This is a genomic window from Methyloprofundus sedimenti, from assembly GCF_002072955.1.
In the GTDB taxonomy this organism is placed as follows: Bacteria; Pseudomonadota; Gammaproteobacteria; order Methylococcales; family Methylomonadaceae; genus Methyloprofundus; species Methyloprofundus sedimenti.
In genome coordinates, this window is sequence record NZ_LPUF01000001.1 from 1,869,413 (window position 1) to 1,895,756 (window position 26,344).

General features: G+C 42.3%; 18 protein-coding genes. 11 read left to right on the top strand and 7 right to left on the bottom strand.

Going from position 1 to position 26,344, the window contains the following annotated elements; all coding sequences use genetic code 11:
- The first annotated feature begins 147 nt into the window (after positions 1–147).
- Positions 148–2,103 (top strand): alpha-amylase family glycosyl hydrolase, encoded by a 1,956-nt coding sequence (locus AU255_RS08290; RefSeq protein WP_080522438.1) that lies wholly within the window; start codon positions 148–150, stop codon positions 2,101–2,103.
- Between the two features lie 464 nt (positions 2,104–2,567).
- On the opposite strand, the gene AU255_RS08295 is transcribed toward AU255_RS08290, so the two are convergent.
- A complete protein-coding gene (locus AU255_RS08295; protein WP_080522439.1) occupies positions 2,568–3,683 on the bottom strand; it encodes a DUF2202 domain-containing protein in 1,116 nt (371 codons plus the stop codon).
- 283 nt (positions 3,684–3,966) lie between these two features.
- Here AU255_RS08295 and AU255_RS08300 point away from each other — a divergent pair, with 283 nt between their 5' ends.
- Entirely contained in the window at positions 3,967–5,145 is a 1,179-nt protein-coding gene (locus AU255_RS08300) for an LBF_2804 family protein (RefSeq protein ID WP_080522440.1), read from the top strand.
- 248 nt (positions 5,146–5,393) lie between these two features.
- Here the strand turns inward: AU255_RS08300 and AU255_RS08305 are convergent, their stop codons facing one another.
- Positions 5,394–6,332 carry a LysR family transcriptional regulator gene (locus AU255_RS08305; protein WP_080522441.1) on the bottom strand — a complete coding sequence of 313 codons (939 nt, stop codon included), beginning with the start codon at positions 6,330–6,332 and terminating at the stop codon, positions 5,394–5,396.
- Between the two features lie 107 nt (positions 6,333–6,439).
- On the opposite strand from AU255_RS08305, the gene AU255_RS08310 reads away from it, so the two are divergent.
- Together AU255_RS08310 and oadA are read left to right on the top strand one after the other, a co-directional pair.
- Positions 6,440–7,858, top strand: coding sequence for an acetyl-CoA carboxylase biotin carboxylase subunit (locus AU255_RS08310; RefSeq protein WP_080522442.1), 1,419 nt, complete (start codon positions 6,440–6,442; stop codon positions 7,856–7,858).
- An 8-nt stretch (positions 7,859–7,866) separates the two neighbouring features.
- On the top strand, positions 7,867–9,687 hold the full coding sequence (gene oadA / locus AU255_RS08315) for a sodium-extruding oxaloacetate decarboxylase subunit alpha (RefSeq protein WP_198942571.1): 1,821 nt from the start codon (positions 7,867–7,869) through the stop codon (positions 9,685–9,687).
- Positions 9,688–10,042: 355 nt separating this feature from the next.
- Here oadA and AU255_RS08320 read toward each other — a convergent pair whose 3' ends face one another.
- The 4 genes from AU255_RS08320 to AU255_RS08335 form a co-directional block, all read right to left on the bottom strand.
- The gene (locus AU255_RS08320) at positions 10,043–11,197 is read right to left on the bottom strand and encodes a primosomal protein N' (replication factor Y) - superfamily II helicase (protein ID WP_080522443.1); all 1,155 of its coding nucleotides are present in this window, start codon (positions 11,195–11,197) and stop codon (positions 10,043–10,045) included.
- Between the two features lie 304 nt (positions 11,198–11,501).
- Positions 11,502–12,602 (bottom strand): SPFH domain-containing protein, encoded by a 1,101-nt coding sequence (locus AU255_RS08325; protein ID WP_080522444.1) that lies wholly within the window; start codon positions 12,600–12,602, stop codon positions 11,502–11,504.
- 21 nt (positions 12,603–12,623) lie between these two features.
- Positions 12,624–13,790: a toxic anion resistance protein gene (locus AU255_RS08330; RefSeq protein WP_080522445.1), complete on the bottom strand. Its 1,167-nt coding sequence runs from the start codon at positions 13,788–13,790 to the stop codon at positions 12,624–12,626.
- 38 nt (positions 13,791–13,828) lie between these two features.
- Positions 13,829–14,692: a 5-bromo-4-chloroindolyl phosphate hydrolysis family protein gene (locus tag AU255_RS08335; protein ID WP_080523306.1), complete on the bottom strand. Its 864-nt coding sequence runs from the start codon at positions 14,690–14,692 to the stop codon at positions 13,829–13,831.
- Between the two features lie 1,013 nt (positions 14,693–15,705).
- Here AU255_RS08335 and AU255_RS08340 point away from each other — a divergent pair.
- The 6 genes from AU255_RS08340 (at position 15,706) to AU255_RS08365 (ending at position 22,725) form a co-directional block, all read left to right on the top strand.
- Positions 15,706–16,185, top strand: a complete 480-nt coding sequence (locus AU255_RS08340) for a formate dehydrogenase subunit gamma (RefSeq protein ID WP_080522446.1) — start codon at positions 15,706–15,708, stop codon at positions 16,183–16,185.
- The gene (locus AU255_RS08345) at positions 16,182–17,732 is read left to right on the top strand and encodes a formate dehydrogenase beta subunit (protein ID WP_080522447.1); all 1,551 of its coding nucleotides are present in this window, start codon (positions 16,182–16,184) and stop codon (positions 17,730–17,732) included. The genes AU255_RS08340 and AU255_RS08345 overlap by 4 nt, the downstream gene beginning before the upstream one ends.
- 23 nt (positions 17,733–17,755) lie before the next feature.
- Positions 17,756–20,611, top strand: a complete 2,856-nt coding sequence (gene fdhF, locus AU255_RS08350) for a formate dehydrogenase subunit alpha (RefSeq protein ID WP_080522448.1) — start codon at positions 17,756–17,758, stop codon at positions 20,609–20,611.
- A gap of 6 nt (positions 20,612–20,617) precedes the next feature.
- The gene (gene fdhD / locus AU255_RS08355; RefSeq protein ID WP_080522449.1) at positions 20,618–21,457 is read left to right on the top strand and encodes a formate dehydrogenase accessory sulfurtransferase FdhD; all 840 of its coding nucleotides are present in this window, start codon (positions 20,618–20,620) and stop codon (positions 21,455–21,457) included.
- A 2-nt stretch (positions 21,458–21,459) separates the two neighbouring features.
- On the top strand, positions 21,460–21,678 hold the full coding sequence (locus tag AU255_RS08360) for a formate dehydrogenase subunit delta (protein WP_080522450.1): 219 nt from the start codon (positions 21,460–21,462) through the stop codon (positions 21,676–21,678).
- Between the two features lie 144 nt (positions 21,679–21,822).
- Positions 21,823–22,725 carry a helix-turn-helix transcriptional regulator gene (locus AU255_RS08365; RefSeq protein WP_233144589.1) on the top strand — a complete coding sequence of 301 codons (903 nt, stop codon included), beginning with the start codon at positions 21,823–21,825 and terminating at the stop codon, positions 22,723–22,725.
- Positions 22,726–22,962: 237 nt separating this feature from the next.
- Here the strand turns inward: AU255_RS08365 and ligA are convergent, their stop codons facing one another.
- Positions 22,963–24,984 (bottom strand): NAD-dependent DNA ligase LigA, encoded by a 2,022-nt coding sequence (ligA, locus tag AU255_RS08375; protein ID WP_080522453.1) that lies wholly within the window; start codon positions 24,982–24,984, stop codon positions 22,963–22,965.
- A 76-nt stretch (positions 24,985–25,060) separates the two neighbouring features.
- On the opposite strand from ligA, the gene AU255_RS08380 reads away from it, so the two are divergent.
- Complete coding sequence (locus AU255_RS08380) at positions 25,061–26,194, top strand: sensor domain-containing diguanylate cyclase (RefSeq protein ID WP_233144590.1); 1,134 nt, start codon at positions 25,061–25,063, stop codon at positions 26,192–26,194.
- The last annotated feature ends 150 nt before the right edge of the window (positions 26,195–26,344 follow it).

The window sequence follows — 26,344 nt, forward strand, 5'->3', positions numbered from 1 at the left end:
ATTGTCCACGAAAGACACGAAAAAATAACGTCATAAACGATTTAATTTAAAAATTAATTGTTTGTGCTTTGCGTGGACAAATAAAATTGTCACAGCCTCCCAGTAGCCCACTATTTATATCTTTTGCGAAAAAAGACAGGAAGAAATATGTACGAACAAGTTTCACATACCCTTTTAAACACAATTTTAAACCACATAAAACCAGAAATATCCAAGCAGGATTTACGTCATTTTTACACTCGCCTGGGGGCGAATTTTTATGCGATTCATTCGCTGTTGCAAAGGCTTTATGGTGATCGTCCTGATTTTGAACAGCAAGCCTTACGTCTGGTAGAAACCATGGCGCGACAGTATATCAATCGCCCGGAAAGACTTCGCGAGCTGGATCTTGATAGAGAACGTGACTATAACTGGTTTTTGTCTCAAAAATGGGTAGGCATGGCCTTATATAGCAATGGTTTTGCCGGTGATCTTAACGGTATTAAACAGCATTTAAGTTATTTCCAGGAGTTAGGTATTAATCTAGTGCATATTATGCCAGTGATGCGTTGTCCTGAAGGTAATAGTGATGGCGGCTACGCGGTCAGTGATTTTAGAGAAATAGACGAACGCGCGGGCAGTCTTGACGATTTACACGACTTATCTGAGGAAATGGCTAAAAGAGATATTTTGCTCGTTCTTGATGTTGTGGTTAATCACACTTCAAATGAACATGAATGGGCGCAAAAAGCACAAGCGGGCGATAAAAAATATCAGGATTATTTCTATACGTTTAAAAATCGTAATGTTCCCGATATGTTTGAAGAAACTTTGCCCGAGATTTTCCCGGAAAATGCACCTGGAAATTTTACCTGGGATGAAACCATGCAACGCTGGGTAATGACTGTTTTTAACAATTATCAATGGGATTTAAACTACAGTAATCCTGAAGTTTTTATAGAGATGCTGGATATTGTGCTGTACTGGGCAAATCGCGGCGCGGATATTTTACGACTGGATGCGGTGGCGTTTTTATGGAAAAAAATAGGCAGTACCTGCCAGAATGAGCGTGAAGCACATTTGATTTTGCAATTAATGAAAGATTGCTGTCAAGTGACTGCGCCAGGAGTGGTTTTTATTGCTGAAGCGATAGTTGCACCGGTGGAAGTGATTAAATATTTTGGTGAAGATGCGGTCATTGCCAAAGAATGTGAAATTGCCTATAACGCTACCTTCATGGCGTTATTATGGGATGCCGTTGCGACCAAAAACAGTCTGCTTTTGAATTTAGGTATTAAAAATTTACCTGTCAAACTTGAGCGCGCAACATGGCTTAATTATATTCGTTGCCATGATGATATAGGCCTGGGATTTGATGATAGAGATATTGCATCAGCAGGTTATGAGCCCCGTAATCACCGGAAATTTTTAATTGATTATTACACCGGAAATTTTGATCACTCTCATGCTCGAGGCTTACCTTTCGGTCAAAATATTAAAACAGGTGATGCGCGTATTTCCGGCTCACTAGCCTCATTAGTTGGATTACAATATGCGCTGGAAATAGCTGATCCAAAAGCAATAGCCGATGCCGTACAAATTATTTTATTACTACATGGGATGATTCTCTCTTTTGGTGGCATTCCATTACTTTATTATGGTGATGAGATCGGTACCTTAAACGACGATACTTATCACCACGAGCCTTCTAAAGCGGATGACTCGCGATGGATTCACAGGCCTACTATAGACTGGAATAAAGCCGCCCTTAGAAATTCACCAAACACTGTAGAATATGAAATTTTTACGGCATTAAAACGCATGATTGCGGTTCGTAAGGAAATTGAAGTTTTTGCCGACTTTAATAACCGGGAGTTGATCGAAGTTGAAAATCCGCATTTATTTGTTTTTGGACGCTACCATCCAAATAAACCGACTGAACGCGTTTTAATTACCGCTAATTTTAGCAACAAGCCGCAACAACTTAATTTGGAAAATCTTGATAGCTGGACAGTTTCTCAACAAGGGAGATTGAATGATTTATACAGTGGTCAACAGCCTGATATTTTTAACAATACCCTGGTGATTCCGGCATTTAGCTTTTATTGGTTAAGTGAAACCTGATTCCTGTCAAGACTACATGATCATAAACGGGTTTAGTAAAAGTATCAGGGAGCGGGTGTGTTGTGTAAAACCAGGCTTAAACATCAAGTAAGCCAAAGAATTTCAATTTTGTCCACCGGTTGAATGAAGGGGTGATAAGAATTAATCCTCTTGCATGAAGAGGGTTGATACCACGATAAAACATTTTTTATATGTTTGGCCGCAGAGGAAATGATTTTGCCGATTTTACCTATTTCGGGTACTTAAACCTGGAAACCGCCAAAATCTCCTGCACCATATTAATTTTGCTTATAAGGCAGGTTAACGTGAGCTGGAAAGCCAGTTATCCTTAACACTCAGTTGCTCGCTTTATGCTGATCTTTTATTAGACAAAAAAGCCCCAATAATCATTGAGGCTTTTTATTTCATTAAGGTAAATGTTAAGCGAGCCCTACCTATAGATAACCAGGCTCGGAACGGCTGAATTAAGGAATAATTGAAAAAACCAGTGGCGATTGTTTATATACAAGACTATCATCTTCCAGGCGATAGCCGATATAAATAGTGTATGTTCCTGGCATTGCATCTAACGTCCCGTTAAAAACAGGGATAGTTTGCTCACTTTGTAATACATAGCCAGTCTCTGCAGCAGGCAGGTCTGCTACTTGACCATTCCAGTCTTTCCATTGATCTGTATCGCGTACAAACCAGTTAGATGGACCATCAGTTGTGCCATAATTAGCCAGTAGGACCCAATCAACTGTTTGTCCAATATCTATAACATCAGCTTTCACCTGATAGCTAATATTCACTATCTGGCTTGATGGAATTGAACTTCCATTCTGTAAGATTTGCTCGTCAGCTTTTAAATTTGAGATAAAGCAGGCGCTGCTTGCACTTTCCTCTGTTCCATTCACTCTTATGGCATTCCCTATTTGCATTTTAGTATTTGCGGTATTCAATATACTGTCAACGGTCTGTTGATCTAACACCTGCGAGGTGTAAGATCCGTCGAGCATAATAATTTGCCTGGTGAATGCACGTAAGTGATTATATGAGGCATCCCGAAGTTGAGTGTACATATTGATTAGCTCAGGGATATCTGTATCCTCAATCGCTGCATCTAAATCTTTAATATCCACTTCTTCGATTAATGCGCCCACATTATAGGCTGCCAAATCAGACTCAGCCCCTTGTTCCAGTAATTGATCATAGAGCGCCTGTAATGATAAATCAGTAAACTCTCCCTCGTTTGTTTTAGCCGGGTCCTCTATCTCATAAGCATCTAAAAACAATTTCACCTGATCCATATGCTTCTGTTCCGACTGCGAGATATTGTTAAATACAGTCGCCGATGTGTTTTCAAAAAAAACTTGATAAACATCGCGGGCTAATTTTTCTTCCTCACGCATAAACTTCAGGACATCAATTTCAGGTTGCGCTAAAGAGCGTATTTGAATTTGGTTAACATCTAGCTGACAAATGCTATCTCCCATCATCTTATTTGGCATAAGTCCATTAGCATTATTTGTGGCCCAGGCTGAAAAACTGATGGGCATGACAAGAGCTATTGTTACTAATTTTATATTTAACTTGTTCATAATTGATTCCCTTATTTATTAAGTACATTATAACTTTAGACTATTATAATATAATTATCAATATAAACACACACATTTTCTGGTTAAGTATTGAGGTGTACGGAAGCGCAACAAAGATTGGACCAGTGAAGTCATATTTGGCTCCATTGCCAGCCGAATCGATAGGTCACATAACAGCAAACGCGAATATCTATTCTTAACTTTGTGATTGATTGAATAGCTCTTTTATTCAGGCTACACTGAAACTCATGTCAATAATATTCTTTTTTGTGAGAGTGAGATGATGTCTAATAGCAAAGAAAGTAAAAGTACTTATATGCGTGAACAACCAGCAGGTTTTTTAGAAAGGGTGGGGGTAGATTATTATCGCCATCTGGCTAAAGATGCAGGCATTGATAAAATGTCGGCGCTTACCATTGATGAACTGCCGCCTGATGACACTTTGCGTTCAATTGCTGAAAACATGACATTGCTCGCGGCTATTATTGCATTTTCTGTGGGCGCTTTGACCACGGTTGTTTCGGTCTGGATTGAATGGACGTTCGCAGGGCAGTTAGATCAGTATACCTACTATGCCTTATATGGGGGTGTTGTGCTACTTATGCTCGGTGTTGAATTATTGGTATTATTCTGGCTGGGATTAAAAACGGTTCACGGACTTGCCTGTCTGACCGGGCATCACAGGGCCAGTGATGATCCTTTTTTGCCCGGTGATGATGCGGTACCCAATATCCTGGCTCGTGCTGCATTGGAAGTCCCTGATCCTGTTATTCATTATCTGGGCATAGATCCATTAAAATATATTTCCAAATCAAAGCTGTTGTTGGTCGGTTTACTTTATAAAGCCAAAGTGATTTTATCCAGCGCAGCGGTTAAGTTCGTTCTGGTGCGTATGCTGGGTAAGGGGGCTTTACGTATCGGATTTATCTGGGTTTCTGTCCCTATAACCGGAATTTGGGATGCCTTTACCTTATATAAAGTAACACGCGAGGCCAGATTGCGATTATTTGGTAATCGTTTAGCACACTATTTAGCCAAAGAAATCATGACACCTGAACTTATCAATAAACTCAGTCATAAAACCAAAGAAGGTGCCGTCAGGGCGGTAGCGAATATGGTGGTGCTGGCACAAAATTATCATCCTAATATGTTGGTATTATTGGTTAAATTATCCGAGACGCTTGAAATTCGTGAAGACAGTAATTATGACGATTGGGACGAATTTTTGCTTTTATTAGACGAAGTATCCGTTGAAGAGAAGTATTTTTTACTGGATTTGTTAAGTATTGCTGCAGCATTTGACGGTCACTTATCGCGGCTGGAAAAGCACTATTTACCAGAAGCATTTGGTGAATTAACCGGGGTGTATATGCAACGTATAGACACACTTAAGGAACTGTTATTGACAGGTCAGTTACATGCCGCAAAGGCGCTTTGTAAACTGGATTTTCAGCCAGGTTAGTCATATACATAATAGAGTACTCTGCTAAAGCCTAATATACAAAAAAGGGATGCGCAGTCAGTAACGTGAACAATTTTTTTGTGGCAGTGCAGACTCCCCGTCTGCGCGCTTAGGATGATAAAATTATTTTATACATATTGCTCAGCGGAATAGACGATATCAGCCGCGTAGATTGGGGTTTTTGCAAGTCAACACTTACTGAATAAGCTCAGCCAACGCGCTAACAGGATACCTGACGTGCCTGGAGTTTATTGTGCAACAAAATGCGTTTCCAGAAACCGGTTGCACAAGTTGTCCACGGTTTCCTTTTGGTAAAGAATAAAATCAATAAACGCTATCGCTGCAGGTGATAACTGTTTTGTTTCATGGTGAACCACATACCAGCAGCGCATCAGTGGGAAATCTTGCACATCGAGTTCTACCAGACATTTTGTTGCAAGTTCTAAAGCAACGCTGTGTCGAGAAAGTACCGATATTCCCAGGTCAGCTATCACTGCTTGTTTAATAGTTTCACTGCTGCCGAGTATCATGCTGGGTGTTAACTTAATATTCTGGGATAGCAGAAAATTCTCAAAACCTTTACGTGTGCCTGAGCCATTTTCACGCATAATAAATGTATGTTTTGCCAGTTCACTACAGGGTATATTGCGTTGCAATGCCAGGGGGTGAGATGGGTTGGCAATTATAACGATAGGGTTTTCAGTAATTGGGTAACGTTTTAAGCGCATGTTTTCCGGAACCATTCCCATAATCACCAGATCAACCTCATTTTTCTTTAATAACTGAATGGTCTGGCTGCGGTTGGCAACCTCTAAATGCAGACTGACTTTTGGGTGCAGTTTATGAAATGCACCTAAAAGATGTGGTGTAAAATATTTGGCACTGGTCACGGCGGCAAGGAGAAATTCACCTTCTAATTGGCCTTTCATGGCGCTCAGCTTCATATCCATATGATCAATTCGAGAAAATATATCATTGCAGAAATGATTGAGTTCCCGACCGGCGGAGGTAAGAAAAATTTTCTTGCCTATTTTTTCGAATAAAGAGAGCCCCAGATTATTTTCCAGTTGTTTGATTTGAATGCTGACTGCTGGCTGGGTCAGGTTTAGTTTATTAGCTGCCGCAGAGTGATTGAGTAACTCGGCGACTTGTTGAAATATTTTTAATTGGTGAAGAGTCGCACGCATAGCAAGTAACCATAAATAAAACTTATACTATATATTATCTAAATTAATTATCATTAATATCTGATTTAAAATATTATACAATTATGCAAAATAACCGAGGAGAATGTGTGTTAACCAAGATATTGATAGCCAATCGCGGCGAAATTGCTGTACGCATTATCAGAGCCTGTCGAGAACTCGGTATTCGTTCAGTTGCAGCCTATTCAGAAGCAGATCGTTTTGCCTTGCATGTAAAAAAAGCGGATGAAGCTTATTGCATAGGTTCAGACCCGCTTTCGGGTTATCTTAATCCGCAGCAACTGGTAAATCTTGCCAAATCTGTCGGCTGTGATGGCTTGCATCCGGGGTATGGATTTTTATCAGAAAACCCTTTACTGGCGGAGATTTGTGCGCAGCAAGGCATTACATTTGTTGGCCCTAATGGCGCCGTCATTCGTAAAATGGGGGATAAAACCGCTGCCAGAAAAAGCATGATTGACGCTAATATACCTGTTACACCGGGGAGTGATGGTAATTTGTCAGGATTGGATGATGCGGTCAACAAAGCCAGTGAGATTGGCTATCCAGTCATGTTGAAAGCCACATCTGGAGGCGGAGGGCGGGGTATTCGACGCTGTGATAATGAAACAGAATTGCGCCAGAATTATGATCGGGTGATTTCAGAAGCCACTAAGGCTTTTGGTAGCGCAGATGTCTTTATGGAAAAATGTATCGTTAACCCGAAACATATAGAAGTGCAGATATTAGCAGATAGTCTAGGCAATGCCGTTCACCTTTATGAACGTGACTGCTCTATTCAGCGACGTAACCAGAAATTAATAGAAATAGCGCCGTCGCCTCAACTTTCACAAGAACAACGTGAAACTATTGGAGAACTGGCAGTTAGGGCGGCCAAAGCAGTTAATTACCAGAATGCGGGGACAGTTGAATTTCTGCTGGACAGTGATGGCAGCTTCTATTTTATGGAAATGAATACCCGGGTACAGGTTGAGCACACCATCACTGAAGAAATCACCGGTATTGATATTGTGCAGGAACAGTTGCGCATTGCCTCGGGTTTGCCCTTAAGTGTCAAACAGGAAGAGATACAAATTAAAGGTTTTGCACTGCAATTCCGGATTAATGCGGAAGACCCGCAGAACGATTTTCTCCCCAGTTTTGGTCGCATAAGCCGTTATTACGCACCCGGGGGGCCCGGAGTTCGTACCGACACCTCAATCTACACTGGCTACCAGTTACCGCCTTATTATGATTCACTTTGCGCTAAACTCGTGGTGTGGGCGAAGGACTGGCCTGGTGTCATTGCGCGTGGACAAAGAGCTCTGGATGATATGCGCTTGTTCGGCATTAAAACCACGATTCCTTATTATCAGCAAATTTTAAAATCGGAAGATTTTAAAAGTGCGGATTTTGATACTTCTTTTGTAGACATGCATCCAGAGCTTACCCATTATTCACTGAAACGAGATCCAGAAGAGTTGGCCACTGTTATTGCCGCAGCTATCGCAATTCATTCAGGTTTTTAGGAAAACACATGAACACAAAAAATATCCAGAAAAAGAACCCCGTTTTTTTCACCGATGTGGCTTTACGCGATGGCCATCAATCATTATTAGCCACTCGATTGCGTACCGAAGATATGCTGCCTATCTGCGACAAACTGGATCGTGCGGGTTATTGGTCACTGGAAGTCTGGGGCGGAGCTACCTTTGATTCCTGTGTGCGCTTTTTAAAGGAAGACCCATGGCAGCGTTTACGTCAGTTACGTCAGGCTTTGCCCAATACGCGTTTGCAAATGTTGCTCCGCGGTCAGAATCTATTGGGTTATCGTCATTACGCGGATGATGTTGTTGAAGCGTTTATTGCCAAAAGTGCTGAAAATGGTATAGATGTATTTCGACTTTTTGATGCCCTGAACGATGAACGCAATCTGATCACTGCCGTTAAGGCTGTCAAAAGCAACCAGAAGCATGCTCAGGGTACGCTGTGTTATACAGTGAGTCCGGTACATGCGCTGGACAGTTTTATAGATCTGGCATTAAAGCTGGAAGATATGGGCTGTGATAGTATTGCGATCAAAGATATGGCGGGCTTACTGACGCCTGCGGCGACAGAACATTTGGTCAGCAAATTAAAATCACGCACTGACTTACCTTTGTTTCTGCATAGCCACGCAACATCAGGCATGGCTGAGATGTGCCAGTTAAAGGCTGTTGAAGCGGGATGCGAACATATTGATACTGCCATATCCAGTTTTGCCGGTGGTACCAGTCATCCGCCCACAGAAACGATGGCTGTTGCTTTGCGCGATGCCGGTTATCAGGTAGATCTTGATTTACCCTTGTTAAAAGAGATCGCTGATTATTTTAAAGAAATACGCAAAAAATATCACCAGTATGAAAGTGCTTATTCGGGAGTTGATACGGGTGTGCTGCTTAATCAGGTTCCTGGAGGCATGATGTCCAATCTGGCGAATCAGTTAAAAGAGCAGGGCGCATTGGATCGCATCAGCGAAGTATTTGAGGAAATTCCTCGCGTGCGTAAGGATCTCGGATATCCGCCATTAGTCACGCCAACCTCTCAAATTGTTGGTTCTCAGGCGGTGCTTAACGTACTGACAGGGGCACGCTATAAAACCATTTCAAATGAAGTCAAACGCTATCTGCAAGGCGGATATGGCCGTGCGCCAGGTAAAGTAGATGCAAGTCTTCGAGCACAGGCGATAGGCAATGAAATGGTTCTTGATGGCCGACCGGCAGATTTATTAAGAAATGAAATGCCCAAGTTGCGAGCAGATGCAGAAGCCTTTGCTAAAACAGAGGAAGATGTGTTGATTTATGCCATGTTCCCGGATATTGGTCAATTATTTTTAGAGCAGCGCGAGCAGGGCACATTAAAGCCTGAGGTCTTAATTGCACCTGAGCAGTTAGCCGCAAAACCGGGTGCTGCATTAGCCACAGAGTTTAATATAAGTTTGCATGGAGAAACCTATAATATTCAATTAACGGGCGCCGGACCCCATGAACAGCATCAACGTCATTTATATTTAACCGTGGATGGTATTCCGGAAGAAGTGCTACTGGAACCGTTGAATGAATATACTGCACAAAATGAGTCGGGACGACCTGTCAGCAGAGGTCCGGGAGATATCAGTACATCAATGCCGGGTAATGTGGTCGAGGTGTTGGTAAAAGTAGGCGATAAAGTCGCTATTGGCAATCCGGTATTTGTGATTGAAGCCATGAAAATGGAGACAGAAATCAAAGCCCAAGTCGCTGGTAGCGTCTCTGCTGTGCATATTCAAAAAGGTGACCGGGTAACGCCGGGAGAGGCTCTGATACAAATTAAAATTTGATAACATCAAGCGGGGGCAGACAGTTTTTGAAATATGTGAAATATAACTCGTTACATCGTTCTCACGCTCTGCGTGGGGAATATAGGGTGCGCGGACACTCAGCGTCACGGAACGCAGAGCATTCGGGTATGAATTCCAACGCAGAGCGTGGGAACTAGGGGAAATTTAAAATTAAAGAGGTCAGGCAGCTTGAAAAATGTGAAATTCAACTCGTTAACTCGTTCCCATGCTCTGGTTCACTGCCATTAAGTTAAGAATGTGATAATAGGATGTGCTGACGACAGGAAGCGCATCAGGCCTCGAAAGATGCGCTTCGTGCCTCAGTACATCCTACATCTTGTGATCCACAGAAACTTCAATAAGCATAATAATCAGTATACTCAAGCTGATCCAGTGCACCAGACTGTTGCAGAAAAGTTATACCGCCGGCTATAAGTATCAGTCCGGCAATCACCGCAAATGCAATCTTCCAGTAACTATAGGGGCGCTCGCCTTGCACTTCTCCAGTCCGGCCATTCACGACAAAGCGATAAGTTTGATCACGATATAAAAAAGCCGCAGACCAGATAGGTAGCAGGCAATGTTTATAGGTCATATGTCGGTGCTGAGTATTAAGCTGATAGATACGCTGGTGATCACCGCCGATATCGTAAGCGATATCCCGGTGAATAATGTCATCCATGACTTGCCTGGCATAATCAAAACCTTCATCCAGTTCAACTTGATATACCTCGCTTTGAAAGCCACTGATATATTTTTCTTCGTAGGGAACCAGGTTTTCAAGGTCCCAGGGTTGCAAATGGTCTAGAATTTGTCGTGGTAATGACTGGCTCGCACCGATCAGAACATCATCAAAGAATCGCGAAACCCGTCCACTAACATTTGTCCAACGTATCCTGGGTACGCGTTTTACCGTTGAAACCTGACGTCCGTTTTGTACATAGCTTACCCTCTGGTTAACATAATAGGTATCACCTCTGGCACCCGTATAAGTGCTTTCTGTATCACTATCATAAGTCCAGTAAGGTAAATATATGCCTGTGAGTTTGCTGTCGCTCCGGGCATATTGTTTGACTTTGTTGGGGGCAAACCATAGTCCCTGTATCCAGTGCCGGAATTTATCCCGGGCATCGACTTCACTAATGACAAAGGGGAGTAAGGATTTAGGTGTTATCAGTTTGTTTTTTTGCGGGCTGTTAACGATATCACTGCCACAAAAAGGGCATTGCCCGGCATGGAGATTGGCTGCAAACTTGAAACTTGCACCACAGGAGTCACAATGCGCCTGTTTCGATGTAGTAGTGGGTTGCGTATTGGCAAGTGCTTGTAGAGCGCTGTGTAAATCGTATTCTTTGATGCTCTCCTGTTTATCGACAATAGTATTTTCTTGTCCACAGTATTCACATGTCTGGTGTTGAGTGCCCGGCTGATATTTAAGCATCGCGCCACATTGGGAGCAGGGGAACTGATTGTGTAAATGTGGTGATTGTATTTTTTTATTAGTTTTCACGTTATTTGCAAGCGAGCTGTGATTTAGGTCTGTGAAAAGTAGAAGGAGAGAAGCCTGTATGTGTTTGTGTACATTGTGGAGTGGACTACGGTCCGCAATTTGACAATAGTCATCCCTTAGGAACATGAACGAAATAATATGAGACAACTTGTAGGATGGGCAAAGGCCTTTTTCGTGCCCATCTTTATATAGTACAGTAGCTTGATGGGCACGCTATTGCTTTGCCCATCCTACAGATTTTTAACTTGTTAAGTTATTTCATGTACGTTCCTTAGAGGCCTGTAGCTGTCTGTGCATTTATTTCTCACTCAGCATTTCCAGTGGGCAGGGGTGGTGGCATTATTGGAAAATACGGTGACAACTCCGCAATTTTTCCTGCTTTGGTCCATTCCACCAGGCTTTTATTCCAGATCAACGTGTCTCGTGTTAGTGTCGATGCTTTGATTTTAGCCGTTACATCTGCAAGATTGAAAGGCCCCGATTGCTGGCCGTTTAGCGCAATAAAATATTGAGTATGTTGTGGAATGGGAGGCGGTGTGGCTGAGCCTCGTTCAGTAAAGGATTGGCCCATTTTATTAGCCATAGCAAAACCGATTCCCATACCTATTCCTTCAGAAGCGCCGCCGGATGGATTTTCAGCTGCAGCTTGCATTGCTTCAGCCGCCTGAAATTCACTGTAATCTTTTAAATTGCCAATCACGCCCATACTGGTACGCTTATCCAGCGCTTTTTCAACGGCAGGTGGTAAGGAAATATTTTCAACTAATAGCTTGGTGATCTCCAGGCCATATTCCATAAATTCCGGCGCAATGCGGGTTGTGAGATACTCACTTAAATCATCATAATTAGCTGCTAAATCCAGAACCGGGATACTGGATTCTCCTAGAATACTGGCAAAGCGGGAGAGAATCAGATTACGTAACTGGTCACTGATATCTGCAGTGGAGAAATGTCCGTTAGTGCCGGTAATTTCTTTAATAAACGTAAGCGGATCATTGATTCTGACGCAATAGCTGCCAAAAGCACGTAGTCTGACAGCGCCAAACTCTTTATCGCGTAACATGATCGGGTTTTTAGTGCCCCACTTTAAATCCACAAAGCGGCGCATATTGAAGAAATAGACTTCTGCTTTAAACGGACTTTGAAAGCCATGCGGCCAGTGTTCCAGCGTAGTCAGAATTGGCATGTTGCTGGTCTTTAGTTCATACAGCCCAGGTTCAAAAAAATCAGCGGCTTTTCCTTCATTCACTAAAATAGCGACCTGGGATTCACGAACAGTTAATTTCGCCCCGTATTTAATTTCATTGCCATAGCGTTCAAAGCGGTAGACCATGGTATTGCTCGACTTATCCAGCCATTCAATAACATCAACAAATTCGCCAAACAGTTTATCAAATAGTCCCATTTTTCTCTCCGACTGTGTCGTTTAAACGGATTGGCTTGCTTCAGTTTTGGTAACTCTGCTTGCCGCGGAAGACAGTGTTTTGTGTAATTCTGCTTCACACTCCTGCAGTTGTATAACCGCATCAGCACGCATTTTTTTACCTTCATCGGCAATCTGCAAGCTTTCATTAATGGTTTCAATCAAGGTGTTATTTGCTTTTTTAACGGATTCAAGATCAAAAACACCGCGCTCTAATTCCTTACGAGTCTCAGCATTGGCTTGTTTAAGGTTTTGTGCATTTGCTTCCAGTAAATCATTGGTCAGGTCTGTTGCCGCTTGTAAGGTTCCTGCCGCATCGGATGAACGATAGATGGCTACTGCCGTTGCTAATTGTTGGCGCCAAAGTGGAATGGTATTGACAATCGTAGAGTTAATCTTGTTTACCAGCCCTTTGTCATTGTCCTGAACCAGGCGAATGCCCGGTAAGCTTTGCATGGCGACCTGACGGGTTAGACGCAAGTCATGCACACGTCGTTCCAGATCGTCTCTTGAGGCGCGTAAATCTCTTAATTCCTGAGCTTCAATAATGGCTTCCGAGCTTTCTGCAGCCAAAGCTTTCGCGGGGATAACCTGCTCATCCAGTTGCTTTAATTTTTCATCACCTGCGGAGATATAAAGATCAAGGTTATGAAAATATTCCAGATTAGCCTCGTACAGTCTGTCGAGCATGGTAATGTCAGTTAATAATGTAGTTTTATGCGTGTCCAGTTTGTTGGTAATGGTGTCTATCTGTTTGCGTACGTCTTCATATTTTTGCAAAAATTTGGCAACGGGTTTAGTTTTACCCAGTAGTTTGGCAAAAAAACCTGCTTTTTTGTTAGGATCTAAAGCATCAACATCAAAGCCACGTAAAGTGGAAACCATTTCATTTAAGTCTCCTCCTGCTGAGCCCATATCCTTATTTTTGACTCCTTCCAACATTTTGTCCGAGATAGTGGTTAGCTCTTCCTGGGCTTTGCTACCAAAATAAATAATGGATTTGCTGTCGCTAATATCTATTTCAGCCAGTTTACTTTCAATGAGCGCCTTGCTGTCCTTGTCAGATTGCTCATAAGTCAAAATATCCTTGCCTACGCCAGGCACAATCTCATTAAAAACTGTACTGCCTGGAATAGTAAGATCATCTGTTGCCGTAGTTTGTTCGCTCATGGGACTTGCCTGTTATTGTTTGTTGTGAGAAACGAGGGTTAAATAACCCCTTCATGTTTTAGCTGGGCAGCTAAAACTTCGATTTGTACATCAAGGTCGAGTACATCATCTTCTAATAACTTGTGTTTCTGTTCAATAAAAACAGATTCTATCGTTTGTAGTACATTTTCAAAATTTTTACTTAACTGCTCGGATTGATGCTTTCTTTGCATGTCTGCATAGCCTTCAGTCACTTTTAATGCGCCATCAAGATAGATATTCAGAAATTTTCTCGCTCTTCTGATATCGCCAGGACTTTCTTCAAGCATGCCGATAATGTCCCGAGCGTGATCGCAAATGATGCGGATGCGTTTATTAAAGTTAAGGTTGTTAATTTGCTTATTGGCCTGTTCAATACCGTAAATTTGCGCTTCTGCTTCATCAATCGTTGCTGATATTTCATCAGCTGTATAGCCATGCGAGCCTGCAATCATTTTTTCCTGACGCGGGTCAAGTCCATATAATAAAATCATGCCTGCCAAAGCGCCAAGGCCAAAAGCAATGGCTACAAAAAAGGAATTACCTGCTCCGATAAAAGCGATGACTGTCGTTGTCGCTGCAACAATGCCAGCGGCAAAGGTTTTTAGTGGCCATTTAGGCGCCCGGGTGATTTTTTTTTGCTGATATTCGACTTCCGCGGCAATTCCTTTACGCAACAGGCTGGCTGCTAATAGATAGCCGGCACAGCCACTTATATTGGTAATAATGCGTATAAAGTCACCATATACAAAGGACAGTATAGCGGCCGGTATCAGCGCCAGAGGGAGTATATAGAGTAATAATCCGCGACTGCTGTGTAGCAAACCCTGGATATTTTTTCTCTGATACGGTTTGGGCTTTCTTAGTTGCTCTGTTTTATTCATGACGGCTGTTTGATTATGGGTACGATTAGCTCTATTTTTGTTGATAATTTGAATGACTGCCAAAAGGAGTGACCTTATATAAGGATTGGCAAGTGGCAAGACTAACAGTGGTTATAAGTAACAATAGGCCAATAATAGAACGTAATGGTTTAGACATAGATCAATAATATCCTGTTTTACATTTTCCAGAGATAAAGAATTAAGCCATATAATTGATCTGGCGGTCAAATAATTAGTTGTTAATAGTAAAAGGTTAGTGGTGCTAACACTATTTATTGAACAATTGAGAAGCATATTGAATGACCATTGGGTGATATGTTGTTTGCAAAAAGCTCTAACATAATCCGGAAACGAGATAATCCAGTCCTCGTGTTTTTGCAAGCCTCGCAGCAGCAGATCTTTGCAACTTCGCAAGGTGGCAACAAGAGGAATAAAATCACGCAAGCCCAATGTTCTCACCGTAACGTGTTGTTGTATAGAAGGTAAGTGGATCAGGAGGTAGTTGACTATCTTGCCCTGTGAAGAGACGCATGCCGGATTTTCAGAGCACTTGAATCCAGTCTAATAAAATCAAAAGCTTACTGACTTTTTAAGGTAATAAGATGAGACTTAAATGCGTAGGTAGGTGCTGAGCTTGCGAAGCCCAACAGGATATTTCGCCGAATTTAATGGGCTTCGTGCCTCATGCCAACCTATATTAGACTTACAGGGTGTCCAGTTATTTTCTGTGAGATCAGGTTGTCTGATTTTTGGTTGGAGTAACTACAACTCTTTTAACTCTTAGTGCTGTAGTCATGCAGGCGTTATGAATCGAGGTATGCAGATAAAGCTATACTATTTGTAAGGTTTGATGCCGTTGAATTCATGGTGACAGGAAGGAGGATAAAACTTCGAATCAGCAACAGGAAATAGAGTCAGTCAGGATGATTTGCTTCCTTTGCTTTATTGCATATATATGTTTATTTATGTTTAAATATGTATTTAATTAAGTAGATAATAATCGTGGTGTAATTATGCATGGATATGATAGTTATAAACAAGAGATTGATGATATTTTAAAGTCTCACGAATCAATGCCAGGAAATTTGTTGCCTATTCTGCATGCTATTCAGGATTCTCTAGGCTATATCCCAGGTGACTCAGTACCTGTTATTGCCCTAGCTTTAAATCAGTCGAATGCTGAAATTCACGGGGTGATCAGCTTTTACCACTATTTTCGCCAAACACCCCCCGGCAAAAATACTATTCGACTGTGCCGTGCTGAATCCTGTCAGGCCATGAATGGCAAAGCGCTGGAAAAATATGCACAAAAACAACTTGAAATTGACTGGCATGAAACTACTAGCGATGGTCAGTTTTCTTTAGAGCCGTTTTATTGCTTAGGTAACTGCGCTTGTTCTCCCGCCTTGTCGGTTAATAATGAAGTCTATGGCCGTGTGACTCCTCAACGATTTGATGAAGTAATTGCCAGTTACAGAGAGGCAGCAGAATGATTCGAGTATTTATTTCCCGCGATTCCACGGCCTTGTCATTAGGTGCTAATCTGGTGGCGGATAACCTGCAAAAAGTAGTTGCTGATAAAGGTTTGGATATTGAGCTTGTGCGCAATGGCTCACGCGGACTTTTTTGGCTGGAGCCCTTGATTGAAGTAGAAACTGCTTCGGGACGTGTTGCCTATGGGCCTGTGCAGACCAGTGATATTCCCTCTTTAATAGATAACGGTATGCTGCAGGGTAAAGACCACCCGTTGTATCTTGGCGATATAGAAGCTCTGCCTTATTTTAAAGATCAACATCGTTTAACTTTCGCGCGTGTCGGTAAAACTAACCCCGTTTCGCTTGATGATTATGTGGCACATGATGGCTATATAGGTTTGAACAATGCCTTGAGTTTAACGCCTGAAGATATTGTTAAACAAGTAACCGATTCCGGTTTACGCGGCCGAGGTGGTGCGGCATTTCCTACCGGTATTAAATGGAATACCGTACTTAATGCGCCTGGGGAACAAAAATATATTGTTTGTAATGCGGACGAAGGTGATTCGGGTACATTTTCCGACAGAATGATTATGGAAGGTGATCCGTTTGTATTAATCGAAGGTATGACTATTGCCGGTTTGGCAGTAGGTGCAACGCGCGGTTATATCTATTTGCGTATTGAATATCCGCATGCCTATGTAGCTTTAAATGAAGCCATTCAATCCGCTTATGAAAGGGGTTATTTGGGTGATGATATTTTAGGCAGTGGCAAAGCGTTTCATCTGGAAGTGCGCCGCGGTGCGGGGGCGTATATTTGCGGCGAAGAGACGTCATTGCTGGAAAGTCTGGAAGGCAAGCGCGGGTTAGTGCGCTTTAAGCCACCATTACCAGCGATTATTGGCTTATTTGGTAAACCAACGGTGGTTAACAATGTTATCTCTTTAGCTTCGGTTCCAATTATTTTAGATAAAGGTGGTGATTATTATCGTGATTACGGCATGGGCCGTTCACGCGGTACTTTACCTATACAGTTAGCTGGAAATATCAAATATGGCGGCTTATTTGAAGTCGCTTTTGGTATAACTTTACGTGAAATACTGTATGACTATGGCGGTGGTTCGGCGAGCGGCCGGCCTATCAGAGCCGTGCAAGTAGGCGGGCCATTAGGCGCTTATATGCCTGAGTCGCAATTTGACACACCTCTGGATTATGAGTCGTTTAGTGCGATTGAGGCCGTATTAGGGCATGGCGGTATTGTCGTTCATGACGATAGTGTAGATATGGCCGAAATGGCACGCTACGCGATGGAGTTTTGCGTCGAAGAATCCTGCGGGAAATGTACGCCCTGCCGTATTGGCTCAGTCCGAGGGGTTGAAGTAATAGATCGCATTGTGAAAGGTATACAAAAAGATAAAAATACCACTTTGCTGCGTGATTTGTGCGACACCATGATAGCAGGCTCACTTTGCGCAATGGGTGGCATGACGCCTTATCCGGTCTTAAGTGCGTTAAATTATTTTCCTGAAGATTTTGGCATTAACGTAGATGCAGATGCAGCCTGATGCGATAAAACTGGAGTGTTATTATGACCTTAAATAAAGAAATAGATTACGGCACACCGGCTAGCCTTGCTGATAAGCAAGTGACTCTGGAAGTTGATGGCCACAAGGTAACGGTCGCAGAAGGGACTTCGGTGATGCGTGCTGCCACAGAAGCGGGCGTGAATATCCCTAAACTCTGTGCGACAGATAGTCTCGATCCTTTCGGTTCATGCCGCATGTGTCTGGTGCAAATTGAAGGCGCGCGCGGTTATCCAGCCTCTTGTACCACACCTGTTTATGAGGGTATGAAAGTCTGTACGCAAAACGACAAACTGGCGGATATTCGCCGTGGTATTGCAGAATTATATATCTCCGATCATCCATTGGATTGTTTAACCTGTTCGGCAAATGGTAACTGCGAATTGCAAGATACTGTGGGCGAAGTGGGTTTACGTGAAGTGCGTTACGGTTATGAAGGTGAAAATCATCTTGATGCTGCTAAAGATACGAGCAACCCTTATTTTAGTTTCGATCCGGCAAAATGTATCGTTTGTTCACGCTGTGTACGTGCATGCGAAGAAACGCAAGGTACCTTTGCGCTAACAATCGATGGTCGGGGTTTTGATTCCAAAATTTCAGCCGGACAAAACCAGAGTTTTCTTGAATCGGAATGTGTATCTTGCGGTGCCTGTGTGCAAGCCTGTCCGACTGCTACCTTGATGGAAAATTCGATCATTGAAAAAGGTCAACCGGAACACAGTGTTATTACTACCTGCGCTTATTGTGGTGTCGGATGTTCTTTCCGTGCTGATATGAAAGGTGAAGAAGTTATTCGTATGGTGCCGGATAAAAACGGTCATGCTAATCATGGTCATTCCTGTGTTAAAGGTCGCTTTGCTTTTGGTTATGCGACTCATAAAGACCGCATTACACAACCGATGATTCGGGAACACATTACCGATCCGTGGCAGGAAGTGAGCTGGGAAGAAGCAATTCAGTTTGCCGCTGACAAACTCAAAGGCTTGCAAGCAAAATACGGTCAGGATTCTATTGGCGGGATTACTTCATCACGCTGTACCAATGAAGAAACCTATTTGATGCAAAAACTCATCCGCGCAGGTTTTGGTAATAATAATGTCGACACTTGTGCTCGAGTTTGTCATTCTCCGACTGGCTATGGTTTAAAAAGCACCTTTGGTGAATCATCAGGTACACAAAATTTTGATTCGGTACTAAAAGCCGATGTTATTTTAGTCATGGGCGCTAATCCAACGGATGGTCATCCCGTTTTTGGCTCTATGATGAAACGTCGTTTACGTGAAGGCGCTAAGCTGATTGTCATAGATCCGCGTAATATTGATCTGGTTAAAACTCCGCATGTTAAAGCCGATTACCATTTGAAATTACGCCCGGGTACTAATGTCGCTGTCGTCACAGCGATGGCGCATGTTATCGTGACTGAAGGTTTAGCCGATGAGGCGTTTATTGGCGAGCGTTGCGATACAGAATCGTTTGCTAAATGGCAAACTTTTGTTGCCAAAGCTGAAAATTCCCCCGAAGCGGTCGCAGAACTTACTGGGGTTAATGCTGAAACACTTCGCGCAGCTGCACGTATATATGCAACGGGCGGTAATGCAGCTATCTATTATGGTTTAGGCGTTACCGAGCATAGTCAAGGCTCGACCACAGTCATTGGAATTGCAAACTTAGCGATGGCAACCGGTAATATTGGCCGTGAAGGAGTGGGCGTTAATCCATTACGCGGACAAAACAACGTACAGGGTTCTTGTGATATGGGGTCGTTTCCGCATGAGTTTGTTGGTTACCGTCATGTGTCTGATCAGGAAACTCGCGCTTTATTTGAGGCGGCCTGGGGCGTAAAGCTACAGTCTGAGCCTGGATTACGTATCCCTAATATGTTTTCCGCGGCTATTGATGGTAGTTTTAAAGGTTTATATATTCAAGGTGAAGATATTGCTCAATCTGATCCGGATATTAATCATGTGCATCATGCCTTACGCCAAATGGAATGCATTATCATTCAGGATTTATTTTTAAACGAAACGGCTAAATTTGCTCATGTATTTTTGCCGGGATCTTCCTTTTTAGAAAAAAATGGTACCTTTACGAATGCCGAACGACGTATTTCACCCGTCAGAAAAGTGATGACACCGTTTGCAGTTAAAGAAGACTGGGAAGTGACGCAGGATTTATCCAATGCTTTGGGTTATCCTATGAATTACCAGCATCCATCAGAAATTATGGATGAGATTGCACAATTAACACCACAGTTTGCCCATGTTTCTTACGCTAAGATAGACGCTGAAGGTAGCATTCAATGGCCGTGTAATGACAGTGCGCCCAATGGCACGCCGACCATGCACGCTGATGAATTTGTGCGCGGCAAAGGCAAGTTCATGCTGACTGAATATATCCCAACTGAAGAGCGCACTAGCAGAAAATATCCACTGATATTAACCACCGGCCGCATTTTGTCGCAATACAATGTTGGGGCGCAAACGCGACGCACTGAAAATGTTATTTGGCATGAAGAAGATCGCCTAGAGATTCATCCGCATGATGCAGAGCTTCGTGGCATTGCTGACCATGACTGGGTAGGCATCAAAAGTCGTTCTGGTGAAACTGTACTACGCGCTTTAATTAGTGAACGTATGCAACCGGGCGTTGTTTATACCACCTTTCATTTTCCACATTCCGGGGCTAATGTCATTACGACTGATAATTCAGACTGGGCAACCAACTGTCCTGAATACAAAGTGACCGCTGTGCATGTGGCCAAAGTCAGCCAGCCTTCTGAGTGGCAAAAAAGCTATCGTGCTTTTAGTGAAACACAAGAGTCTTTATTGGAAAATCGTATTTCACTTAACGAACACGAGTAGATATTAATGGATCCTGTGGTGACCGAGTTAGGTTGGGCCAGTTATCGACAAGGTACCGTGGATAGCTGGCGGGGTGAAAGTCATATCCGTCTGGAAGACTATGTCGCAGAAGAAGTGCCTATTGCTCTGGTTTATAACACCAGACCGCATGTCGTTATGTTGGCAACACCGTTAAATCTAGAAGATTTTGCTTTGGGATTTAGTCTGACGGAGGAAATCGTTTTAGACTCAGCTGAACTTATGTCTATACGCGTGGTACAAAGAGCAAAAGGCATAGAAGTGAGAATGCGTATTCCACCACATCGTTTTGCCCTGATTGAAAATAAAAGCCGCAATATGACCGGGCGCACAGGTTGCGGGTTATGTGGGACAACTACCTTAGATCAGGCGATACGCAAACCGCATCCTGTGGGTAAGGGCTTTAGTCTGGATGCTGACACAATGATGGCAGCACTTGCAGAAATGCAACAACAGCAATCTTTGCATCAACTTACAGGTGCGGTTCACGCGGCGGCCTGGTTAATACCTAATGCCGGTATTAAGATGATTCGTGAAGATATTGGTCGTCATAATGCTCTGGACAAGCTGATAGGAACCCTGTCTCGAACAAACTGTCAATTTAACTCGGGCTGTTTGCTGGTGACTAGTCGCGCTAGCTATGAAATGGTACAAAAAGCGGCAACTGTCGGCATTACTATTATGGCGGCAATTTCAGCACCTACTGCGCTGGCGATTAAATTAGCCGATGAGTGTGGTTTAACCTTAATTGGCTTTGCGCGTAACAACAAGCATATTATCTATACGCATCCCCATCGTATTCAACATTATCAAAGTATGGTTTCCTAAAAATGGATATACAAAATCTAGTCAAAATGGCCAATAATATCGGCTTTTTTTTTAAATCTGAGCCTGACCATACATTAGCAGTCGCAAGTGTTGAACAGCATTTAAAAAATTTCTGGGATCCGCGTATGCGTGTCGAAATTATTAACTATGCACAACAAGGTGGCATGGAATTAATAGATATTGTCGATGAAGCGGTGCACAAATTAGCGCAACAGAAATAGACGTATCTCGACATAAATTCATGACAGTTGTTGCCGCTATATAAATCATTAATTTGGCTGAAACACGACAAAAAAAGCGCATTGCTTTCATTCCCTTATAAATTGTCTGATAATATTCAGTACAATTCATAAGGAGATACTGTTTTGCAAGAATTAATGACGGTTCAAGAAGTCGCTGATTATTTACGCATAAAAGAACGAAAAGTCTATGATTTACTGGCGCAGAAGCTCATTCCCTGTACGCGTGTAACCGGAAAATGGCTGTTTCCTCGCTTTCAAATTGATCGCTGGCTGGAGAAAAACAGCGAAATACAACATCAAACTCTTGCGCATCAAGCGTCTTCGCCTCCCTTATTATTAGTCGGTAGTCATGATTTACTTTTAGAATGGGCTTTGCGCGAGTGTCATTTTCCGTTTGCAATTCAAACCACTGGCAGTTCAGAAGGCTTGGCTGACTTTATCAATGAGCAAGCCATGCTTTGTGGTTTACATCTTTTGGACCCTGAAAGTGAGCAATACAATATACCGATTATTCAGCAAAAACTGGATAATCAGCCCGTCGTATTAATTGCATGGGCTCGTCGCCAACAAGGCCTTTTGGTGGCTGCTGGCAATCCCTTAGGGATACAAAAAATCAGTGATTTACGTGACAAAAAAGTCAAGCTGATTGATCGTCAAGCGGGGGCTGGTAGTTATATTTTATTGGAAACCTTGCTGCAGCGTGATGGTATCAGTAAAGAAACCTTAACATTCTTAACTCAGCCCGCTTATAGTCATACTGATATCGGTGACGCTATTGCTCACGGTAAGGCGGACGCTGGTATCGCTATTGAAGCAGTGGCCAGACAGTTTCAACTCGATTTTATTCCCTTGGTTTATGAGCAATTTGATTTACTGATCCATCATCGTCATTATTTTGATACGCCTTTCCAGTCACTGCTAAACTTCACCAAAGATAAACGCTTTCAGGAAAAAGCACAAGAACTTGCAGGTTACGATATTTCTTCGTTAGGGGCGGTACGTTATAATTGCCAGTCATCCAGGTAGAATCAGGAATAGCATGAATCTTTTTTGTGGCTTTCAGGAATATATGTATTGCTTAGCTACCACTGATAAACTGATGGCTGTACTATATAAAGACGGGCACGAAAAAGACCTTTGCCCATCCTACAAGTTGCTCATATTATTTCGTGCATGTTCCTTAGTGATTCAATTTACAGGTAATGTCTCAGCCCTTATTGAGCCTGGTTGGCTAATATTTAAAAAGCGTTGACTCTATATTTATTAAGAGTGATTTTCATAAGATTTTAGCAGGCTTAGCAAATCCGTTTCCTGCAAAATTGGAATTTCCAATTCCTGCGCCTTGGTTAACTTAGATCCTGCTGCTGCGCCTGCAACGACATAATCCGTTTTTTTGGAAACACTGCCTGACACTTTTGCACCCAGAGATTGTAAAGCCTGCTTTGCTTCATTTCGATCCATTTGAGTCAAGGTGCCTGTTAACACAAAGGTTTTACCTGCAAGAGGTACGTTTTGTTGCGCTTTAGCAGGTATTTCAGGCCAATGAATACCTGCGGCTAAAAGTGCCTGAATAACTTCCTGATTGTGTCTTTGGCGAAAAAACGTGACGATATGTTTTGCTACAATCTCACCAACATCATCAACTCGCTCCAGATCTTCTATAGATGCTTTTTGGATAGCATCCAGCGTTAGAAAATGTTCAGCCAGGTTTTTTGCGGTGGCATCACCTACTTCTCGAATGCCAAGTGCCAGTATAAATTTAGCCAGGGTAGTTTTTTTGCATTGCTCTATTGCATTCAGCAGATTTTCTACTTTTTTGGCTGCCATACGTTCAAGTGGCATAAGTTGTTCGGCTTTGAGGGTAAATAAATCTGCCGGATTATTAATCAGCTGCTCATCTACCAGTTGTTCGACTACTTTCACACCCAGGCCATCTATATTCATGGCTTTACGCGATGCAAAATATTTTATCGCTTCCTTACGTTGAGCCGCACAATATAGGCCGCCTGTACAGCGGGCTATTGCTTCACCTTCTATGCGTTCAATTTCCGAATCACAAACGGGACAGGTGACAGGAAATATAATTTCTTTTTGTACCCCGGAGCCGGGGATTGCTTTTACAATTTGCGGAATAACATCCGCAGCACGTCTGATAATCACAGTATTACCGATTTTTAGTTTCAGACGCTCTATTTCATCAGCATTATGTAAACTGGCGCGACTGACAGTTACACCACCAACAAATACCGGTTCTAAAATAGCTACCGGGGTAATTGCTCCGGTTCTACCCACTTGAAATTCAACATCAAGTAATTGCGACTGTTCTTCCTGAGCGGGAAACTTATGTGCTGTAGCCCAGCGAGGGGCGCGAGCAACAAAGCCAAGTTGTTCTTGCAAGGCAATAGCATCGACTTTATAAACAATCCCATCTATTTCATAAGGGAGAGTCGCACGTTTTTCTAGCAGTTGATGATAGGCGGAAATACATCCTTTTGCGCCATTTTGTAATGTTACTTCAGCGGTTAACGGTAAGCCCCAGGCTTTTAATTGCAGCAAACGTTGATAATGGCTCTCAGCCAAATTACCACCTTCCATAATGCCTATACCGTAACTGTAGAAAGCAAGCGGCCTGTGTGCGGTGACATTAGAATCCAGCTGGCGCAGGCTCCCTGCTGCAGCATTGCGTGGATTTACAAACCCTTTGGTATCAGAGTCTCTTGCCTGCTGGTTAAAAGCATGGAAGTCCTTAATTGGCATAATGACTTCGCCACGCACTTCAAGCCGCTCTGGGATATCGCTACCTTGTAGTGTATGCGGAATATTTTTTATGGTTTTGACATTATAGGTAACATCTTCGCCTATACTTCCATCACCTCGTGTCGCTGCTCGAACCAGTTTGCCCTGTTGGTACAAAAGGCTGATCGCCAGGCCATCTAATTTAGGTTCTACGCAAAAAGTTAGTTCATGGGTATTTTTTAAGCGATTTTGAATACGCTCAATAAATTCATCAAGTTCCTGCTCGGAATATACATTACCTAAAGATAGCATGGCCATTTCATGCTTTACCTTGCTAAAGGAGCTTAATACCGGGCCGCCTACCGTTAGACTGGGGGAATCCGTGGCTGCATATTGGGGATATTGTTCCTCTAGTTCACGTAAGGATCGAATTTGTCTATCATATTCCGCATCAGTAATAGTGGGTGTATCCAGGGTGTAATATGCGTAGTTATGTGCTTGAATTTGCTGGCGTAGCGTGGCTATTTTAGAAGCGATGGATTCTGTCATGTGATGAATGGTTACGTTTTAATTCACAAACTGATAACATAGTAACATTGGTATTTTTACAAGCTGAGAAAAAATTTTGAAAGATGATTTCTTAACGGATTTAATGGTTTTACAAAGCCACTTAGACGCTATGCTTGAACGTATGCAGTCTAATAGTATCACGTTGAAACGCTTTCAGACGTTTGAAATAGAATTACTGAACCTTAATTCTTTAGCTGAAATGCTAGATTATATTCTAAATTCCCAGGATTTTTTTAAACTTGATTATATTGGTTTTTGCATTGTTGATGCAAAGAAGGAGATAAGGTCATTCCTGGTAAATAATGACTATGATTTAGAAAGCAAACCACGGTTAATTTTCATGGAAAATCATCAGGTCATGAACCTGGCTTTTGGTTCTTTACTTAGCTCATATATAGGCGCTTATAAAACAGAAAAATGTGCTGATTTTTTTCTGCAGGATGAAAAAAAATTAGCAAGTGTTACAGTTATTCCTCTGGTTAGAAAAGGGAAATTTATTGGTGCATTGTCCATGGGAAGTTTTGATCCTGAGCGGTTTGTAGATGGCATGAGTACTGATTTTATTGAACATATGACTTACGTTCTGGGAGTATGTTTAGAAAATCATTTGAATTATGAAGTGATGAAATCCAGTAGTTTGGTTGATACCTTGACCGGGGTGAATAATCGCCGTTTTCTTGAGCAACGCTTAGGTGAAGAGATTGACAGGGCTCAAAGAAATAATGAGGCTTTAACCTGTTTCTTTCTAGATATTGATTTCTTTAAAAAAATAAATGATGACTTTGGCCACCAGGCTGGTGATCAAGTGTTGGTTTCTGTTGCAGCAGTTATTCGTGAGCAGTTACGTAATAGCGATGTTTTAGCGCGCTATGGTGGTGACGAATTTATTGCTTTACTTGGGAATATTGAAGAATCAATGGCAATTGATATTGCGGAAAGAATAAGAGGTGAAATTAAAGACTTAGTCGTGGATTTCCAGGAGGCTTCCATTAAGACGACGATTTCAATCGGTAGTGTGACTTATAAACCTTCTATAGGACGTAAGCATTTAACAGCTGAAAAAATAGGTGAAGACCTAATTAAAAAAGCGGATAAAGCATTATATTTAGCAAAAAATCAAGGAAGAGATAAAGTTGTTTCATCTGGTGTTACTTCTGATTATTTAGCATTAGCTAACTTATTTAAATAGCATAATCAGTATAACAATAAATTAGCTGAGTAATATTCTAGAGTGGTGTGCTGAATATTCTGAGAATTATTATAAGTGCATTCTTGCATCCTGATATTATAACCCCGGTATCTTGCAAAAATTGTTCTTGATAACTCATGTTGAGCGCTG

Excerpts from the sequence above, each read along its gene's own strand:
- AU255_RS08290 (WP_080522438.1), top strand. The coding sequence starts at position 148 with ATGTACGAACAAGTTTCACATACCCTTTTAAACACAATTTTAAACCAC.
- AU255_RS08295 (WP_080522439.1), bottom strand. The coding sequence starts at position 3,683 with ATGAACAAGTTAAATATAAAATTAGTAACAATAGCTCTTGTCATGCCC.
- AU255_RS08300 (WP_080522440.1), top strand. The coding sequence starts at position 3,967 with ATGTCTAATAGCAAAGAAAGTAAAAGTACTTATATGCGTGAACAACCA.
- AU255_RS08305 (WP_080522441.1), bottom strand. The coding sequence starts at position 6,332 with ATGCGTGCGACTCTTCACCAATTAAAAATATTTCAACAAGTCGCCGAG.
- oadA (WP_198942571.1), top strand. The coding sequence starts at position 7,867 with ATGAACACAAAAAATATCCAGAAAAAGAACCCCGTTTTTTTCACCGAT.
- AU255_RS08325 (WP_080522444.1), bottom strand. The coding sequence starts at position 12,602 with ATGGGACTATTTGATAAACTGTTTGGCGAATTTGTTGATGTTATTGAA.
- AU255_RS08330 (WP_080522445.1), bottom strand. The coding sequence starts at position 13,790 with ATGAGCGAACAAACTACGGCAACAGATGATCTTACTATTCCAGGCAGT.
- AU255_RS08335 (WP_080523306.1), bottom strand. The coding sequence starts at position 14,692 with ATGAATAAAACAGAGCAACTAAGAAAGCCCAAACCGTATCAGAGAAAA.
- AU255_RS08340 (WP_080522446.1), top strand. The coding sequence starts at position 15,706 with ATGCATGGATATGATAGTTATAAACAAGAGATTGATGATATTTTAAAG.
- AU255_RS08345 (WP_080522447.1), top strand. The coding sequence starts at position 16,182 with ATGATTCGAGTATTTATTTCCCGCGATTCCACGGCCTTGTCATTAGGT.
- fdhF (WP_080522448.1), top strand. The coding sequence starts at position 17,756 with ATGACCTTAAATAAAGAAATAGATTACGGCACACCGGCTAGCCTTGCT.
- fdhD (WP_080522449.1), top strand. The coding sequence starts at position 20,618 with ATGGATCCTGTGGTGACCGAGTTAGGTTGGGCCAGTTATCGACAAGGT.
- AU255_RS08360 (WP_080522450.1), top strand. The coding sequence starts at position 21,460 with ATGGATATACAAAATCTAGTCAAAATGGCCAATAATATCGGCTTTTTT.
- ligA (WP_080522453.1), bottom strand. The coding sequence starts at position 24,984 with ATGACAGAATCCATCGCTTCTAAAATAGCCACGCTACGCCAGCAAATT.